The sequence below is a fragment of the Octadecabacter sp. B2R22 genome, assembly GCF_018861045.1.
Lineage (GTDB): Bacteria > Pseudomonadota > Alphaproteobacteria > Rhodobacterales > Rhodobacteraceae > Octadecabacter.
Window position 1 is genome coordinate 438094 of the sequence record NZ_JAHKQJ010000010.1, and the last position, 15377, is coordinate 453470.

The 15377-nt window shown below is 55.1% G+C and carries 19 protein-coding genes; 7 read left to right on the forward strand and 12 right to left on the reverse strand.

Annotated elements, in window-relative coordinates; all coding sequences use genetic code 11:
* Positions 1-8 precede the first annotated feature (8 nt).
* The 6 genes from KO486_RS15025 to KO486_RS15050 all read right to left on the reverse strand — a co-directional run bounded on the left by KO486_RS15025 (position 9) and on the right by KO486_RS15050 (position 5006).
* Positions 9-782, reverse strand: coding sequence for an alpha/beta fold hydrolase (locus KO486_RS15025; protein WP_216038090.1), 774 nt, complete (start codon positions 780-782; stop codon positions 9-11).
* Positions 766-1986: an endonuclease/exonuclease/phosphatase family protein gene (locus KO486_RS15030; protein WP_216038091.1), complete on the reverse strand. Its 1221-nt coding sequence runs from the start codon at positions 1984-1986 to the stop codon at positions 766-768. Before KO486_RS15030 ends, KO486_RS15025 begins: the two co-directional genes overlap by 17 nt.
* 64 nt (positions 1987-2050) lie before the next feature.
* Entirely contained in the window at positions 2051-3034 is a 984-nt protein-coding gene (locus tag KO486_RS15035; RefSeq protein WP_216038092.1) for a threonine/serine dehydratase, read from the reverse strand.
* Positions 3031-3855, reverse strand: a complete 825-nt coding sequence (locus KO486_RS15040) for an alpha/beta hydrolase (protein WP_216038093.1) — start codon at positions 3853-3855, stop codon at positions 3031-3033. Before KO486_RS15040 ends, KO486_RS15035 begins: the two co-directional genes overlap by 4 nt.
* Positions 3855-4532, reverse strand: coding sequence for a haloacid dehalogenase type II (locus KO486_RS15045; protein WP_216038094.1), 678 nt, complete (start codon positions 4530-4532; stop codon positions 3855-3857). Before KO486_RS15045 ends, KO486_RS15040 begins: the two co-directional genes overlap by 1 nt.
* A 78-nt stretch (positions 4533-4610) precedes the next feature.
* Positions 4611-5006 carry a DUF1801 domain-containing protein gene (locus KO486_RS15050; protein ID WP_216038095.1) on the reverse strand — a complete coding sequence of 132 codons (396 nt, stop codon included), beginning with the start codon at positions 5004-5006 and terminating at the stop codon, positions 4611-4613.
* Positions 5007-5097: 91 nt separating this feature from the next.
* Here KO486_RS15050 and KO486_RS15055 point away from each other — a divergent pair, with 91 nt between their 5' ends.
* A complete protein-coding gene (locus KO486_RS15055; protein WP_216038096.1) occupies positions 5098-5535 on the forward strand; it encodes a peptidylprolyl isomerase in 438 nt (145 codons plus the stop codon).
* 62 nt (positions 5536-5597) lie between these two features.
* Here KO486_RS15055 and KO486_RS15060 read toward each other — a convergent pair whose 3' ends face one another.
* Both KO486_RS15060 and KO486_RS15065 read right to left on the reverse strand, forming a co-directional pair.
* Positions 5598-6395 carry a site-2 protease family protein gene (locus tag KO486_RS15060; protein ID WP_216038097.1) on the reverse strand — a complete coding sequence of 266 codons (798 nt, stop codon included), beginning with the start codon at positions 6393-6395 and terminating at the stop codon, positions 5598-5600.
* A gap of 13 nt (positions 6396-6408) precedes the next feature.
* Positions 6409-7200 (reverse strand): SDR family oxidoreductase, encoded by a 792-nt coding sequence (locus KO486_RS15065; protein ID WP_216038098.1) that lies wholly within the window; start codon positions 7198-7200, stop codon positions 6409-6411.
* Between the two features lie 508 nt (positions 7201-7708).
* On the opposite strand from KO486_RS15065, the gene KO486_RS15070 reads away from it, so the two are divergent.
* The gene (locus KO486_RS15070) at positions 7709-8302 is read left to right on the forward strand and encodes a VPLPA-CTERM sorting domain-containing protein (protein ID WP_216038099.1); all 594 of its coding nucleotides are present in this window, start codon (positions 7709-7711) and stop codon (positions 8300-8302) included.
* Between the two features lie 97 nt (positions 8303-8399).
* On the opposite strand, the gene KO486_RS15075 is transcribed toward KO486_RS15070, so the two are convergent.
* The 3 genes from KO486_RS15075 to fabA form a co-directional block, all read right to left on the reverse strand.
* Entirely contained in the window at positions 8400-9629 is a 1230-nt protein-coding gene (locus KO486_RS15075) for a beta-ketoacyl synthase N-terminal-like domain-containing protein (protein ID WP_216038100.1), read from the reverse strand.
* A 64-nt stretch (positions 9630-9693) separates the two neighbouring features.
* Positions 9694-9981: a hypothetical protein gene (locus KO486_RS15080; protein ID WP_216038101.1), complete on the reverse strand. Its 288-nt coding sequence runs from the start codon at positions 9979-9981 to the stop codon at positions 9694-9696.
* Positions 9982-9990: 9 nt separating this feature from the next.
* Positions 9991-10500 carry a bifunctional 3-hydroxydecanoyl-ACP dehydratase/trans-2-decenoyl-ACP isomerase gene (gene fabA, locus KO486_RS15085; protein ID WP_216038102.1) on the reverse strand — a complete coding sequence of 170 codons (510 nt, stop codon included), beginning with the start codon at positions 10498-10500 and terminating at the stop codon, positions 9991-9993.
* 180 nt (positions 10501-10680) lie between these two features.
* Here fabA and irr point away from each other — a divergent pair, with 180 nt between their 5' ends.
* Entirely contained in the window at positions 10681-11109 is a 429-nt protein-coding gene (gene irr / locus KO486_RS15090; protein WP_216038103.1) for a Fur family transcriptional regulator Irr, read from the forward strand.
* 49 nt (positions 11110-11158) lie between these two features.
* Positions 11159-11647: a hypothetical protein gene (locus tag KO486_RS15095; RefSeq protein ID WP_252734815.1), complete on the forward strand. Its 489-nt coding sequence runs from the start codon at positions 11159-11161 to the stop codon at positions 11645-11647.
* A 33-nt stretch (positions 11648-11680) separates the two neighbouring features.
* Here KO486_RS15095 and KO486_RS15100 read toward each other — a convergent pair whose 3' ends face one another.
* Complete coding sequence (locus tag KO486_RS15100; protein ID WP_216038104.1) at positions 11681-12547, reverse strand: hypothetical protein; 867 nt, start codon at positions 12545-12547, stop codon at positions 11681-11683.
* Positions 12548-12654: 107 nt separating this feature from the next.
* Here KO486_RS15100 and miaB point away from each other — a divergent pair, with 107 nt between their 5' ends.
* The 3 genes from miaB to KO486_RS15115 all read left to right on the forward strand — a co-directional run bounded on the left by miaB (position 12655) and on the right by KO486_RS15115 (position 15300).
* A complete protein-coding gene (gene miaB / locus KO486_RS15105; RefSeq protein ID WP_216038367.1) occupies positions 12655-13977 on the forward strand; it encodes a tRNA (N6-isopentenyl adenosine(37)-C2)-methylthiotransferase MiaB in 1323 nt (440 codons plus the stop codon).
* A gap of 340 nt (positions 13978-14317) precedes the next feature.
* Positions 14318-14875: an OmpA family protein gene (locus KO486_RS15110; RefSeq protein ID WP_252734821.1), complete on the forward strand. Its 558-nt coding sequence runs from the start codon at positions 14318-14320 to the stop codon at positions 14873-14875.
* Between the two features lie 2 nt (positions 14876-14877).
* On the forward strand, positions 14878-15300 hold the full coding sequence (locus tag KO486_RS15115; RefSeq protein ID WP_216038106.1) for a hypothetical protein: 423 nt from the start codon (positions 14878-14880) through the stop codon (positions 15298-15300).
* Positions 15301-15377 lie beyond the last annotated feature (77 nt).

Here is a 15377-nt window from a genome sequence, read left to right on the forward strand (position 1 = left end):
CCGTAACGTTAAACGTGACCAATCCCGGATAAGAACTCGGTCAGCTTGGTCGCGATGTCATCCGCATGGGTTACGGCGGTAATATGGCCCGCGCCTCGGATCAGGTGAAACTGCGACCCTGGCACAAGATCGGTGGTTTCACGTACGAGGTCAGGCGGCATTGCTTTATCGCCGTTGCCACACATGCCCAAGGTCGGAAGGCGCAGGCCAGAGGTGGGCGTGTAAAAATCGGTCCCAGCAAGGGCTTCGCATGTCGCAGCGTAGCCTTCTGGATTGGCCTGCAACAACCACTCTTGCAACTTTTGGCGGTCTTCGCCGGCATTCCAGCGCTCCATCGTGGTGTCCGCGATGGCCTGCATCCCGCTTTCACGCACGGCCTTGGCGCGCTCATGCCATGGTTCAGGTTGTCCGACTTTGGCGGCGGACGCGATCATCACCATCCCGCGCACAAGATCGAGCCGTTTAACGGCCAGTCCTTGCGCCACCATACCTCCGACGGACAGTCCGACAAAAACCACATCGCGCAGATCGAGATTGTCACAGACCGCTTCGGCATCCGAAATCAGCGTTCCCATGCCGTAGGGGCCGTCAGGCGCATCCGATTGGCCGTGCCCGCGCAGGTCATAGCGCACCGACCGATAGTTCGGCAGACGTTCCACCACGCCATCCCAGACGCGATGATCGAGTCCAAGGCAATGGGAGTATACCAACGTAGGTCCGCTGCCGCTTTCGGTCGCAAAGAGCGTCGCGCCCTTGGCGTTTATCTTATGCGTTGTCGTCATCGCCCATCACCATATGTGCAATGATCTGGCCATGATCCGAGGCGAGCTTATTATAAGGCGCTTCGGGATGGGACCCATCGGTGATGTGGTCATTCAGGACAGAGAAATACTCCATCTCGCCCAGTTTGGCCGCGTAATCGGGGTGAAAATGGCGCGACATGTAAATCTGGTCGATCGATTCATAAGTGCCGCCAAACGCCGAAGTATAGACCATGTCGCGGGCAGATTTTCGCACGAACATTTTTTCAGCGGAATGCAGGCGGACGCGATTGATGTCTTCTGTGATCTGCTCGTTTTCCGCTTTGGTATAGCGATCCTGCGGCGTCTTGGCATCGTGACGCAGCATCCAAGAATAGTTCTTGAACGGCGTTTCACCGGAAATGATTTCGGAACTGACCGCATGTTCGCCGTCGTTGAAATCACCCAAGACCATGACGGGGTTACCGGCTTCAAGTTCTTTGATGATCTCTGCGCGCAGAACCCATGCTTCGGCCATGCGACGCAAGGCGGCCCGCAACGCGCCAAGTGCGCGGGTGGTGGGGTCGTAGTTGGTTAGGTCGGCGGCGGGCGGAAAGTCTGCACCAGCAGGTTTATGATGTTCGCCGAGCTTGGATTTCAGGTGACAGTTGAACACCGTGATAACGGCATCACCAACAGGGATACGCGCCTTTAGGATCGGGCGTGAAAGGCGGCGCAGCCGGAAATAACCTGCATCATCATCGCCATCCGCGCCGCGCAAAGCGGAAAACGGGATATCGACGGGTTCGGGCAGATCTTGGATGACCTCTGGCGTGCCGACAAAGCCAAACCGTGACAGGATCGCAACGCCTGGTCTGCGCTGGCCCGGTTCTCCGTCTGCAACATTGGGCGCGACGGCGAGCGCGCCTTTTCCCTCAAAGTAGGGCGTATAGGCCAAGCGGCGAAAAATTGCGCGGCGGTGATATCGTTTGGACTGATCTGGCACTGAGGCGTCATTGGATGCCTGACCGCGCACGTCGGTTTCTGTGATGACATCGCGCAAAATATCTTCTTCGAAAATCTCTTGAAAACCGACGATATCCGCGTCCATGCTCAAAAGTTGATCGGCCATCCAGTCCTGTTTCCACGCGTATTCTTCGGGCGTGTATTTCATGAACTTGTAGTATTCCTGATCGGCCCCGATAAGGTTTTTGACATTGAAACTGGCGATGGTGAAACGGGTCATGGAACAGCTTTCATTAGGATAAAACGGGCGGAACCCTGATTTAAGAGCCCGAGGGAAAACAGGATTAGGACAAGGTGTCCAGTGCGCGCATGAACTGCGTCGGGTCAACATTGCCGCCTGATATGGTGACGATGACCGCATCCCCGTCGATATCGTTAGACCGATAAAGCGCGGCTGCAAGAGCCGCAGCACCGCCGGGTTCCGCGACAAGCTTGAGACGTAAGAAGGCCTGTGCCATCGCTTGCAAGGCTTCGTCCTCAGAGATCGCAAGCCCGGGCCCGCACAACCGTTTCATGATCGGAAACGTTAGATCACCCGCTTGGGGGGTGATAATGGCGTCGCAAATGTTGCCAGACGTCGCGGTGTTGCGTTCAAGGTTGCCAGAGCGCAGCGAGCGCGCGACATCATCAAATCCTTCAGGCTCAACAGGGCGGATGCGCAGGGTCGGGGCGTCTGCTTCACAGGCCAAAGCGATGCCTGACGTCAGGCCACCACCGCCACAACAGACCAACACATCGGCATTCTTGATCCCAAGCGCGTTGGCGTCTTCTGCTATCTCAAGTCCACACGTGCCTTGCCCAGCTATCACCAAGGGTTCGTCGAACGGTTTGATCAGGGTCAGCCCACGTTCATCGGCTAGGCGGGCGCCGATCTCGTCGCGATCTTCGTTGTCGCGGTCATAAAGAACGACTTCGGCACCAAGGGCGCGCGTGTTGTCGATTTTAAGCTGCGGCGCATCCGCGGGCATGATGATCACAGATGTGGTTTCGTGACGGGCAGCGGCCAAAGCGACACCTTGAGCGTGGTTTCCTGATGAAAACGCAATGACGCCACGGGCGCGAATGGTTGGATCAAGTGCGGATACGGCGGACCAGCCGCCGCGAAATTTGAAGGACCCCGTATGTTGCAAGCATTCGGGTTTTATAAACACTTTGCGGCCCGCAACCTCGTCGAGGAAGGGCGAAGACAGCAAGGGCGTGCGGCGGGCATGCCCGTTGAGGCGAACAGCTGCGTCGCGGATCATGTCGATGGTGCAGGCTTCGCTCATAGGTCCTGTATCCAGTTTTGTAGAACGGAAATGGATTCCGGTTCGTCAAGAAATGGCACGTGGCCACGGCCCAGCACAGTCGCGGCATGGGCATCGGGTCTTCGGTTTCGCATTTCATCAAAGGCTGCTGCGGATAGCAAATCGGACGCGTCACCGCGTAAGAATGCCAATGGCAATCCTGCCAGTGCGTCAAACACGGGCCACAAATCGGGTGCGAGATTGGTGCTGGCGGCCAGTACGGTGTCGGCCAGTTTAGGGTCATACTTGATCACGAGACCCGCGTCCGTTTGCGTGTAGTGATTGCGGACTTCCGTCTGCCAGCGTTCCATTGGAACACCCTTGAAGTGCGACCACGCCTTGGCGCGAAATTGCGCTGCTTCGTCATGTGTTTTTTGGGCGGGGTTGCGACCGATGTAGTCTTTGATGACGCTCAGTCCAGCGGCCTCAATTTCTGGGCCGATGTCGTTGAGGGCCACGCCAAGCAGGCGATCCTTGGCCGTTGCCGCAAGCACCATAGCGATAAGCCCGCCACGCGATGTGCCCAGCACGGCGGCTTTGTCGATGCCGAGGTGGTCAAGAAGCGCGAGAGCATCCATGCCTTCTTGCGGGATTGTATAGCTTGCGGGGGCAGCCCAATCAGACTGTCCGCGCCCGCGGTAATCCATTCGTATCAGACGGACGCCACTCTCTAGAAGATATGGGGCCACATGATCGAAATCATGGGTGTTGCGGGTTAACCCAGCGAGGGCCAGAACAGGCAGGCCTGCACCCTCGTCCGTGAAATAAAGCTGTGTTCCGTCGGCGGTCGTGAACTTTGGCATCAGACCAGATCAGGGATGGTTTTCAGGTCTTTGAGAGTGCGGTGCGGTGCGGCCCACAGGCGGTCTTGGGGCTTGTCATCGCGATTGACCCAAACCGTCGCAAAGCCATATCCGGCCGCGCCAGCTGCATCCCACCCATTGGAGGATGCGAACAACACTTCGGATTGGCTGACATCAAAGCGATCCCAGACAAGATCGTAAACGAGGTTATGTGGTTTGTAGATCTGCACTTCTTCGACGCTGAGAACATCATCAAGGTATTCGCCGATCCCAGCCGAGCGCACAGCATTTACCAGCATATCAGGCGACCCGTTGGACAAGATTGCGACGTTCATTCCCTTTTCCTTTAAGGATTTCAGCATGGCGGGTACTTCGGGAAAGGCGGGAAGTTCCTTGTAGACCGAAAGCAACTTGGCCCGCAGTGCGTTGTCCGCAAGGCCGTTGTTTTCCATGGCCCAATCCAGCGAATCTTGGGTGACTTGCCAGAATGGGATATAGCGGCCCGAGATAGCACGCAGCCACGAGTACTCCAGCTGCTTGGCGCGCCAATCCGCCGATAAACTGCCCCAAACCGCTGCCAATTGCGCCTGACCCGGTTCTTTGGCGACGTTGCGGGCGGCTGCGCCCACGTCAAACAAGGTGCCGTAGGCGTCGAAAATGCAGGTGGTTATGGTCATAGGAGCCCTTTCAGTTGTGGGTAGCTTTGCATGGGCAGATAGCGTTTGGAACCCTCAATAGGGCGGAAGTTTTAGGCGTTATAACCGATAGGTGAGTGCCGCGCGGATCAATGGTGTGATCTCAGCCAGCGGAATAGGCATATCTGGCGATAAGTGGACGGCGCGATTACCGTCGAATTTCATCTCAGGCGGAGCGAGGGCGCGGAAATCCGACATGACTGTGGTTTGGCAATGAGTGAAAACCGCCAGATCACCAGATTTGGTTGCGCCCAACCGGATGGGAGTGCCCGCTTTTGTGTCCGGCGTCGCATAGGATGGCTGACCCCATTTTAGGGATTCTGTGATGCGACCGACGGGTAGGGCCCCGGCTTGTTCAAAAATCAAACCACGAATTGCCAGCAAACCCGAGCGTTGAACGTCATGCATGGCGTCAAAAGCGGCGCTGACGGCGTTGGTTTGAAACGGGTGTTGCATAAGACAAGCGTCGCGCAACGGGTGCTGATTTGCAATCCCATGGGCCGATTGGTAGGCAGCCGCCAAATTAATCACGCTAAAGGATAGCACAATGAGCCAAGTTAAATCAGGCGATACCGTTTCCATTCACTACACAGGCACATTGTCCGACGGCAGCACGTTTGATTCCAGCGAAGGGCGCGATCCTTTGGAATTCGTCGTTGGGTCCGGTCAGATTATTCCAGGTTTGGACAAAGCCATCCCCGGCATGGCCGTAGGCGATAAGAAAACCGTCGAAATCCCATGCGGCGAAGCTTACGGCGAAAGCAATCCTGCCAACCGCCAGTCCATCCCGCGTGAACAAATTCCTGCGGAAATTCCGTTGGAAATGGGTCTGACGCTGCAGATGCAATCACCGGATGGTCAGCACGTCATGCCCGTCACTGTTGTTGAGATGAGCGACACAGAAGTAACGCTGGATGCCAACCACGCGCTTGCGGGCAAAGACCTGACATTCGCGATTGAAATGGTATCGATCAAGGCAAGCTAAACAGCCGACATTCAAAAAGTCGGGCCGCGCTAATCAGTGCGGCCCGTTTGCGTTTGTGGGGATTAGATGAAGCGTAGGATGGTCGATTGCCCACCAACGAAGAGGGCCGCAGCCGTAAACAGCCATGCCCCAAGGCACAACAAGGCGCGCTTTTTGGACATCCGACGATAGGGCGCACGGCCATCGCCACCGCCTGTCTGCATCATGTGCTGAACCGTCATGAGGACAATGAAAATCAGAAAAATACGTTGCGATAAGAGCGCGACCAATCCGATCAATGCGGCGGAAGTCGCGAAGATATAGAACGGCGCGCGGTCGTGGAACACTGAGGTGATGCTGGCCGTCAAGCGGCCCCCGTCCAATGGCCAAATCGGCAGTAGGTTAAAGAAATTCAACGCTCCGCAAATGCTGGCAAACGTCATCAACGGCCCATAAGCGGCGGGCATCACATTGATCGACATCCCCGCCAGCCCGTAGGCCAGAACCATGGGAGCGATGCAGATTGCAGGACCCATTAGCGTGATGAAAACGCTTTCTTCCTGCGTGTCGGGTTCGCGATTGGAAATCGCGTAGCCGCCCAACAACGGCACAAGTCGAAACCGTGCATCATCATGGCCCGCGACACGAAACGCGGCGACATGGCCGAATTCATGGATTACGACAACAAGGATGAGGGACAGCCCGAAGACGGGCCCAAATAGGAACACAGCCAAAATCACGGCCAAAATGGAAACGCCAATACCTTGCGGGTCCATGCCCAACACGGTCATCTTCGTTCGCGACACCAGACCGCCACGTAAGGCATAGGCGGTGGCAAGGCATGCAATAATGCCTGCCAAAAGTGTGACTGAACCGCTCATTACGAACCGCCTGTTAGGCTAGATTTTCGAGGGCGGGCATCATCATAACGTGCAGGCCACCATCGACGTGAACGATTTCACCAGTTGTTGATGCCCCGACGTCAGACGCCAAGTAAACGGCTGTGCCACCAACTGCGTCAAGGGACGCGTTCTGGCGCATAGGCGCATTGGCCTCGGCGTACTTAAACGTGCGACGCGCACCTGCGATTGCGGCACCAGCAAGGGTTTTCATTGGTCCTGGGCTGATCGCGTTAACACGAATACCTTGTGGTCCAAGATCGGCAGCCAAATAGCGGGTCGCAGATTCAAGGGCGGCTTTGGCAACGCCCATGACGTTGTAATTTGGCGTGATGCGTTGGCTGCCGTCATAGGTCAGTGTCAGCAACGTGCCGCCGTCTGGCATGATCTGGGACGCACGTTTGGCCACGTCAATAAAGCTGTAACAGCTGATCGCCATGGAGTTTGTGAAGTTGGCGCGTGTGGTGTCTGACACACGACCGGTCAGTTCGTTCTTGTCGGAATAGGCAATCGCGTGGACCAGAAAATCGATCTTGCCCCATTTGTCTTTCAACGTTTGAAAGCAAGCGTCGAGTGATGCGTCATCCATAACGTCCGCTTCGACCAAAGTGTTCGAGCCAACAGATTCGGCTAGTGGCCCAACCCGTTTCAACAATTGTTCGCCCTGATAGGAGAACGCCAGTTCCGCGCCAGCCGCATGCATCTGCTTTGCGATGCCCCAAGCAATAGAGCGGTCATTGGCGACCCCCATGATAAGTCCGCGCTTGCCGTTCATGTCGATGGTCATAGCCTGCTCTCCATTTATTAGGTTGGGTTTGCGACGGATTAGGGGGGCGGGTCAAGGTTCCGGTGAGTCAATCGAGGCAGTAACGGTATGATCCGAGGGCCGCTATGGCTTCACCTCCCCCGTCTTTCGGGTCCTGTAGCCCCCAATGGTCGCCCTCAATCTAAGCATGCTAGCCCTAACTGCGGGACCTTTTGCGAATCGGTGCGTCTCTTGGCAAAAAACTTCCGTATCGCTGGAAACGTTAGGCGCAGATCAGGCGCATTGTTTCGGGTTTTCAAACGGATGGAGCTTGGATGTCTTGGAATTCCGTTCTCATAGCGCCACCTTTATGGGCGATATGGCTCGAACACTCTCCCCTTGCGTGTGCTGGCTTGAAGAAATGCAGCATATTCGTACTTTTTGGTGCTTCGGCGGTTCTAAGTTGTCGACGTTAACAGTTTGTTAAGGTATAAACGTCGGCAAGGCTCCGTTTTGGGGCAATGTAAACTTGTTATCGATGAGGTACTTTATGTTTAAGACAATCGCCGTTGTAGCCGCTCTTGTAAGTGCATCTGCTGCGTCTGCCGCAACCGTCACGTTTTCGGCTACGGATACGTTCACGCTTAATAACACAACATTCAACGGCTTTTCTGCAGTTGTTGACACCGATGTCGATGGCGGGAACGTCTCGTTGGCTGGAACGCTTTCGACGATTTTCGATAATTCGGTTGTGATAAACAATACGCAAGCGCAATCCATCGATGTTACTGCGACCTACATGGGTCAAACCCTGACGCAATCGGTCGATTTCGCGTTGCGGACACGTAACTTGACGACTGGTGCAACTCCGGGAGCCGCTGGTCAACTTACTCTCTCTGCGCCTGTCGACTTCGATTTCGCAGATGGTACATTCACTTTTGACTTCTTCAATAGTTTTGTAAGATGCTTCGAGTCCCAAAACTGCGGTGTTGGCACTGTAACGGATAGCAGCCGAGACACATTGACGGCCTCCTTCGAAGAAGCGCTGGCTCCAGTTCCGCTTCCAGCGGGCTTCGGCTTCTTGCTTGCCGGTATGGGCGCACTTGGTGTTGCACGTCGTCGCAAGAACGCAACTGCTGCTTAATCGTTTACAGCAGATCTAATTAGAAAAGCCCGCCAATCTTGGCGGGCTTTTTTTGTCTTATTGAGATGTGAGGCTGTTGATTGCAGCCTCATACTCTCTAGCCGCGATACTTACTCAGCAACATCGACCCGTTTGTACCGCCAAACCCGAAGGAGTTGGTCATCACGGTATCCAGGCCTGCATTCTCCTTGAACTCGGTCGCGATTTCAGCAGGGTCCAAGGCTGGGTCGAGCGTTTCAACGTTGATGCTTGGGATAATGTAGTCGCCTTGAAGCGCCAGCAGGCAATAGACCGCCTCTTGTGCGCCTGTTGCGCCTTGGCTGTGGCCCGTCATGGATTTGGTTGAACTGATCGGAGGCGTGGAGCCTTGGCCGAAGACACGGCGCACGGCTTCTACTTCGCCGACATCACCAACCGGCGTGGATGTGCCGTGGGCGTTGATGTAGCTGACTTCGCGGCCTTCGGGCAGGGTTGCCAATGCGCCGCGCATGGCGCGTTCGCCGCCTTCACCAGATGGGGCAACCATATCGGCACCATCTGACGTCGCAGAAAACCCTGTGACTTCCGCGTAGATTTTCGCACCACGTGCCAAAGCACCGTCCAGCGATTCCAGAACGACCATCGCACCACCACCCGCAATCACGAACCCGTCGCGGTTTGCGTCAAAGGCGCGAGATGCCTTTTCAGGCGTGTCATTATACTTTGACGACATCGCGCCCATGGCATCGAACAGGCAGGACAGCGTCCAATCCAACTCTTCGCCGCCGCCACCAAACATTATGTCTTGCGTGCCAAGCGCGATTTGTTGCGCGGCCATGCCGATGCAGTGCAGTGATGTAGAGCAGGCCGACGTGATCGACATGTTCATGCCTTTGATCTTGTAGGCGGTCGCCAAGTTGGCGGAGATCGTGGACGACATGGTTTTAGGGACGGCGAAAGGCCCGATCCGCTTCGTCGATCCGGTTTTCAGGACAACCTGATGAGCCGCAAACATCGCCGATGTAGAAGGGCCGCCAGAACCCGCAATCACGCCGGTCATCGGGTTGACGATTTCATCTTCCGAAAGGCCCGCGTCTTCGATGGCTTGCCCCATTGCAATATGGGCATAGGCCGCACCGGGGCCCATGAAGCGCAGGGTGCGTTTGTCGACATGTTCAGACACATCAATCTTGAGCGTGCCTGCGATCTGGCTTCGAAACCCGTGCTCGGCCATCTCCTCAGAGGCGACAATACCCGACTTACCAGCCCGCAAAGCCGCATCGACTTCTGCTACGTTGTTCCCGATGGGGGAAACAATTCCCATTCCTGTAATGACGACACGCCGCATAGCTGCTCCCTAAGTAGTGTTTTCTTAGGTGTAGGCGAGAGGGGGGGGAGGAGCAAGTGGGGGACTAGTGGGACTCAACATCGTCTTCCTCGGATTCGTAATAGTCCGTTTGTCTGGCGACTAAGCCGCCAATCTCTGCAATAACCCCTAGAGCGATAGCAACCAAAAGATACCTAGTGCCTTCGTTGATAGCCTCGCCGCTATTCGCTGTCCCTAAATATCGAGCGGAATCTGCGAAGTTTTGAGCCATGTCATCGGAGCCAAATGCTACCAAAAAACCCATGCCGATCCGTAGAAGGCTCAGCCAAAAAATTAGATGCGCAATGAATTTTGCCGTGCGAATAAAAAACATGCTCGTTTCTCAGCTCTCGCTCAACGCCACTTTCATATCCTTCACTTCATAGGCCAGTTCACCGTCGACCTTAACGATGCCGTCGGCGACGCCCATTGTCAGGCGGCGGGTTTGGACTGCTTTGGTGAAGTCGATTTCATACGTGATCATTTTCGCCGTTGGGCGCACCATTGCTTTGAGTTTGATTTCACCAACGCCGAGCGCATAACCGCGGCCTTTCCAGCCGCGCCAGCCGAGGTTGAAGCCCGTCAGTTGCCACAGACCATCGAGACCCAAGCAGCCGGGCATGATTGGGTTGCCGGGGAAGTGGCATTCAAAGAACCACAGGTCAGGCGTAATATCGAATTCGGCCATAACGTGACCTTTGCCGTGTGCGCCGCCGTCACCTGAGATGTCGGTGATGCGGTCCATCATCAGCATGGGTGGTTCGGGCAATTGTGCATTGCCTTCGCCAAAAAGCTCCCCGCGAGCACATTTTAGAAGGTCATCGCGGTCAAAACTTGTTGGGAATTCGCTCATGATAGGTGTGTCCTTGTGGAGTGGTGCAATTCTGGCTGTTGTTACCTGCTATCATCTTGGGATTACCAAGGGCAAGAGAGCCGCAAAACACGCGTTCTGGCTGCGACCTATTCGCATTTTAGATTGAACAGAGCCGGAGATGTCACCATATTAGAGGGGATCAGATCAAAAGGTGCCGAAATGGCGGATGTAACCTCAAACGAACCCTCAGAACGCGGCACACAGTGGCTCGCGGGGGCAGGGCTGCGACCGACACGGCAACGTGTAGCACTTGCCGGATTGTTGGTTGGGGATGGGCGTGATCGTCACGTCACCGCCGAAAGCCTGTTCGAAGCGGCAACACAAACCCGCGAAAAGGTGTCTTTGGCCACTGTCTACAATACGTTGCGCGCGTTTTGTGACGCCGGTTTGCTTCGTGAGATCACGGTGGATGGCAGCAAAAGCTATTTCGACACGAATATGTCGGATCACCCGCATTTCTACTGGGAAGACGACAATCGTTTGTCTGATGCGCCAGCAGAGCAGCTTGAAATCGCACGGATCCCAAATGCGCCAGAGGGTGCAGAAATTGCGTCTGTGGATGTCGTCATCCGGTTGCGCCGCAGCTAACCTCATTACGCTTCATTAGATTTTAACCTCGTTTGCCCAATGATGGGGCATGAGTTTACACACCCCATTCCCCCGCCCTCCGGTTCCTGCTTCTCCCGATGATGCGTTTGTCTCGGTTACAATGCGGCTGGCTGAACCGCGATCTGATTTGCTGGTGCGCCATGTGCGTATTCTACGTGACTGCGTTGCTTTGGCCCAAAAAAGGTGGGCCTTTGAGGTTGAAGCAGCCGTCGTCCTACCGTCCGAGATGCAGCTTCTGTGCGTCTTTCCGTGCGGTGAGTTTGGTGTTGGTGGCGCGCTTCAGCTGATCTCGTCAGCGTTTGCGAAACATGTGCCTGTGCCACCAATGACGGGTAACCTGTGGTCCGACTGTAGTGAGGTGATCGAGATTCAGCCTGCTGTCGCAGAACTACGCCGCGGTTTTATCGAACAAGCGCCAGTTCGTGCCGGATTGGTTTTGGTCGCGAGTGATTGGCCGTTCAGCTCTGTTCATAAAAAGGCACAGCAGGCAGGCGATACGGGTGTTGCTGTTGCTTAGACGGGTGTGCGATTTTGCGTCGCTCGCCCCTGTCTAGAACCACTGCCCCGGTTCCATCAGGCCTAAATCTAGCAACTGTTGGCTGTGCCATTCAAACGGGATCGAGTTGTGCCATTTGAATGTTTCGATATCAAACGTGGACCCCGGGTTGCGTTTGAGCGCCTTGGCCGTGCGGAATGAACAAATCGTGGCTGTTAGGTTGTGGTGCCACGGGCAAGCGTAGGTGTTGTATTCGGGATCGTTAAACAGGTGATCGGGCAAGAACACCAATCCCGGTTTGTTGCGGAATAGGGCAACTCGGTCGATGCGCCGACGCGGCACGGGAATGTGCTCTTCGAACCGCCACCGCAGCCCGCCAAAGAAATCCAACTGGCGATCCAGATCATTGTTCCAGCGATCCTTACGGGCCAGTGCATAATAACCTGTCTTGTCTAGATGGGCGTCCTCTATGCACACCGCGTTCGTGTTCTGCCACAGATCGCCTGTATAAAGGTCGACCACATAAGTCAGGACCGTGTCGCGCCGCTCTTCCACGTTGAACGCAATCATTTCGCCAACGGTACGGTGTTCGCAGAAGGGGTGAAATAAGAACTCGGCGTTGTAGCAGTAGTAAATCCAGATATCGCCAGTGGCTTTCATCACGCCGTTTACGGCTGTTTCTAACGCGGTTGGCGTCCGGACATTGTAATCAACACGGATGATCTGTTCGGCCACATCTTCGGCTATGGAAAACTCGGGCATGGCGAGAACGACAGTATGGCGAAATCCCGCGTCTATGTGGTGGCGGATAGTTGCATCCAGCTCGACTTCATCCTCGGCTAATATCAGCGCAACAGGACCCTTCAGCAGTTTGGGCGCGCCGTCTTTTAGAAAGCTGGTGAGGTCTGAATACTTGATCATTTGGTTGCTCTGCCTGATTGCGGCTAATGTCTGGCAAATCACGCTTCATTGCAAGCAGGCAGGCCTTGCGCTAAATGCAGCCGAAACCCACCATGAAAGCTGTCCCGATGTCCGCGCCAAATAAACCTGCCGCCAAGAAGTTGTTCATTAAGACCTACGGGTGCCAGATGAACGTGTATGATAGTGAACGTATGGCCGAAAGCCTTGGTGGGCAGGGCTATGAAACCACGCAGAGCCCCGAAGACGCGGATATGATCCTGCTGAACACCTGTCACATTCGTGAAAAGGCGGCGGAAAAGATTTATTCGGAACTCGGGCGTCTTAAAGGACTGAAGGCAGACAAGCCGGACCTAAAGATCGGCGTTGCAGGCTGTGTTGCACAGGCCGAAGGTGCCGAAATCATGAAACGCCAGCCGATAGTTGATCTGGTGGTAGGCCCGCAAAGTTATCACCGCTTGCCGGCTATGGAAGAAGCCGTAACCAAGGGTGAAAAAGCTTTGGATACGGATTTCCCTGAGGACGATAAATTTGAAACGTTAAAGTCGCGCCCCAAAGCGAAGCGTGGGCCAACCGCGTTCTTGACCGTGCAAGAGGGCTGCGACAAGTTCTGCGCCTTCTGTGTGGTGCCTTATACGCGTGGCGCCGAAGTCAGCCGCCCGAGCGATCGTATTATTCGCGAAGCTCAGGAATTGGTCGAAGCGGGTGTTCGCGAACTTACGCTGCTCGGGCAGAACGTGAATGCCTACCACGGTCATGATGGCGGCTTGGCAGGGCTGATCTGGGATCTCGATAAAGTCGATGGCTTGGAACGAATCCGTTTCACCACCAGCCACCCCAACGACATGGATGATGCTTTGATCGAAGCGCATGGGACGTGCGATAAGCTTATGCCGTATCTGCATCTGCCTGTTCAGTCCGGTTCTGACAAAGTGCTCAAGGCGATGAATCGCAAACATACACGTGACGAATACTTCAAACTGATCGAACGCATTCGCGGCGCGCGTCCTGATCTGTTGTTGTCTGGCGATTTCATTGTCGGTTTCCCCGGTGAGACCGAAGCCGATTTTGAGGACACAATGGATTTGGTGCGCACTGTTGGTTACGGGCAAGCGTATTCGTTCAAATATTCCACCCGCCCTGGCACGCCTGCCGCTGAGCGCGCGCAGGTCGATGAGGACGTAAAGTTGGATCGCCTTCACCGCCTGCAGGCCCTTTTGGGGGAACAGCAGCGCGACATTCAGGACTCGATGATTGGGCGCAAGGTTAAGGTCTTGTTTGAAAAGAATGGACGCGAAGCGGGGCAGATGATCGGCAAGTCCGAATACCTGCATGCCGTTTTTGCAGAGACATCAGATGTGTCCATCGGTGACATCAGAGACGTCATGATCGTTAAGTCCGAAAGAAACTCTTTAGGTGGCGAAATCTGCTAGCGTGAACCGCGAGCGCAACCTTAGCGATTGATTGCTTGACCCGCGGGTCAATTGAAGGTTGTCCACAGGGACAATACTCCATTTTTACCCGTGATTGTTGTCGGTTTAGCTACAATATGTTGTGTTTTTGCCTTCCAATGTGGCTAAAAATTGTTAATCTCTTGCGAATAATGTGACTTGGCGTCCATTAAGTGGTGTGCCGCATCAGGGGCGCTTTTGGTGGATGTAGTGTGTAAGAACAGGGCAAAAAAATGAAACGACAAGTGGGCAACGCGTTGTCAGTGGGGATTCACCACACGCGCGCAGTTATGATTACGGGGAATTCGGAATGCCAAATCTAATGAAATATCTAAAAATCGGCTTGGCGGCCGTCGCGCTTGTTGGGGCCCTTGCGGCGTCGGCGTCTGCGCAAACGTTTGAGCGCGGAGAGCAGTCAGGCCGCATTCAGTGGGGTATCTGGATTGATCCGGATGGCTGTATGCACTGGATGGCTGATGGTGGCTTTGAGCAGTATCAGGTCAACCGTCTTGACCCAGAAACAGGCCGTCCGGTTTGCATGCAGGTCGAAACCTGCTTCGTTGGCGAAACGGACGCTATGTTCCACACGGACAGCTACCGCCTGACAGACAGCGCAACTGCGCGTTTGCAAGACGTCTTCAGCCAAGGTGGCGTTTCGGGTTTTGCGGTTTATGGCCACACCGATAGCCGTGCATCGAATGCCTACAACCAGACCCTTTCTGAGCACCGTGCACGTGCGGTTGCGAACGTTGGCCGTAGCGTTGGCGCTATGATCGAACGCGAGATTGGCTTCGGTGAGACCCGTCCAATCGCATCCAATGGAACCAGCGCCGGGATGGCTCAGAACCGTCGCGTCGAAGTAATCTGCTACAGGTGGTAATCATGAATACATTGAAACTTGCACTCGTAATCGGCGCTGTCGGCAGCTTGTCGGCTTGTGTTGAAGGGACCCGCCAATATCAGGGGCCAAACGACTACATCGCCGTTGCCGCTGACCTTGGCCGCGACAAGGACGACCACTTGTCAGACAATGCCGGTATCGCGGTGACACCTGATGGGTGTCAGGCATGGCTTATCGATGATGGAATTGATGGCCGCGCAAGCAACCGCCTTGACCCAGTAACGGGCCTGCCAGTGTGTGCTGGTGAACCTGGCGTGGTTTACGGCAATTACCAGAGTAATTCAGCGGGTATCCGGGACGATGTTCCTGGTGATCCTGTAGCGGTCCGTGTCGAGAACGTTGAAGTACGGGCTTACGACGGTCAGTATCAGACAGTTCATTCTGCAGACGCGCATACGCACTGATGCACTTAATGACTAAAAGAAAGGCCGCGGTGAGAACCGCGGCCTTTTTTCGTTTCAAATGTGTGACAATTTGCAGG

Bases quoted from the DNA above. Each gene is read 5' to 3' on its own strand.
- KO486_RS15025 (WP_216038090.1), bottom strand. From the start codon at position 782: ATGACGACAACGCATAAGATAAACGCCAAGGGCGCGACGCTCTTTGCG.
- KO486_RS15030 (WP_216038091.1), bottom strand. From the start codon at position 1,986: ATGACCCGTTTCACCATCGCCAGTTTCAATGTCAAAAACCTTATCGGG.
- KO486_RS15035 (WP_216038092.1), bottom strand. From the start codon at position 3,034: ATGAGCGAAGCCTGCACCATCGACATGATCCGCGACGCAGCTGTTCGC.
- KO486_RS15040 (WP_216038093.1), bottom strand. From the start codon at position 3,855: ATGCCAAAGTTCACGACCGCCGACGGAACACAGCTTTATTTCACGGAC.
- KO486_RS15045 (WP_216038094.1), bottom strand. From the start codon at position 4,532: ATGACCATAACCACCTGCATTTTCGACGCCTACGGCACCTTGTTTGAC.
- KO486_RS15050 (WP_216038095.1), bottom strand. From the start codon at position 5,006: ATGCAACACCCGTTTCAAACCAACGCCGTCAGCGCCGCTTTTGACGCC.
- KO486_RS15055 (WP_216038096.1), top strand. From the start codon at position 5,098: ATGAGCCAAGTTAAATCAGGCGATACCGTTTCCATTCACTACACAGGC.
- KO486_RS15060 (WP_216038097.1), bottom strand. From the start codon at position 6,395: ATGAGCGGTTCAGTCACACTTTTGGCAGGCATTATTGCATGCCTTGCC.
- KO486_RS15065 (WP_216038098.1), bottom strand. From the start codon at position 7,200: ATGACCATCGACATGAACGGCAAGCGCGGACTTATCATGGGGGTCGCC.
- KO486_RS15070 (WP_216038099.1), top strand. From the start codon at position 7,709: ATGTTTAAGACAATCGCCGTTGTAGCCGCTCTTGTAAGTGCATCTGCT.
- KO486_RS15075 (WP_216038100.1), bottom strand. From the start codon at position 9,629: ATGCGGCGTGTCGTCATTACAGGAATGGGAATTGTTTCCCCCATCGGG.
- KO486_RS15080 (WP_216038101.1), bottom strand. From the start codon at position 9,981: ATGTTTTTTATTCGCACGGCAAAATTCATTGCGCATCTAATTTTTTGG.
- fabA (WP_216038102.1), bottom strand. From the start codon at position 10,500: ATGAGCGAATTCCCAACAAGTTTTGACCGCGATGACCTTCTAAAATGT.
- irr (WP_216038103.1), top strand. From the start codon at position 10,681: ATGGCGGATGTAACCTCAAACGAACCCTCAGAACGCGGCACACAGTGG.
- KO486_RS15095 (WP_252734815.1), top strand. From the start codon at position 11,159: ATGAGTTTACACACCCCATTCCCCCGCCCTCCGGTTCCTGCTTCTCCC.
- KO486_RS15100 (WP_216038104.1), bottom strand. From the start codon at position 12,547: ATGATCAAGTATTCAGACCTCACCAGCTTTCTAAAAGACGGCGCGCCC.
- miaB (WP_216038367.1), top strand. From the start codon at position 12,655: ATGTCCGCGCCAAATAAACCTGCCGCCAAGAAGTTGTTCATTAAGACC.
- KO486_RS15110 (WP_252734821.1), top strand. From the start codon at position 14,318: ATGAAATATCTAAAAATCGGCTTGGCGGCCGTCGCGCTTGTTGGGGCC.
- KO486_RS15115 (WP_216038106.1), top strand. From the start codon at position 14,878: ATGAATACATTGAAACTTGCACTCGTAATCGGCGCTGTCGGCAGCTTG.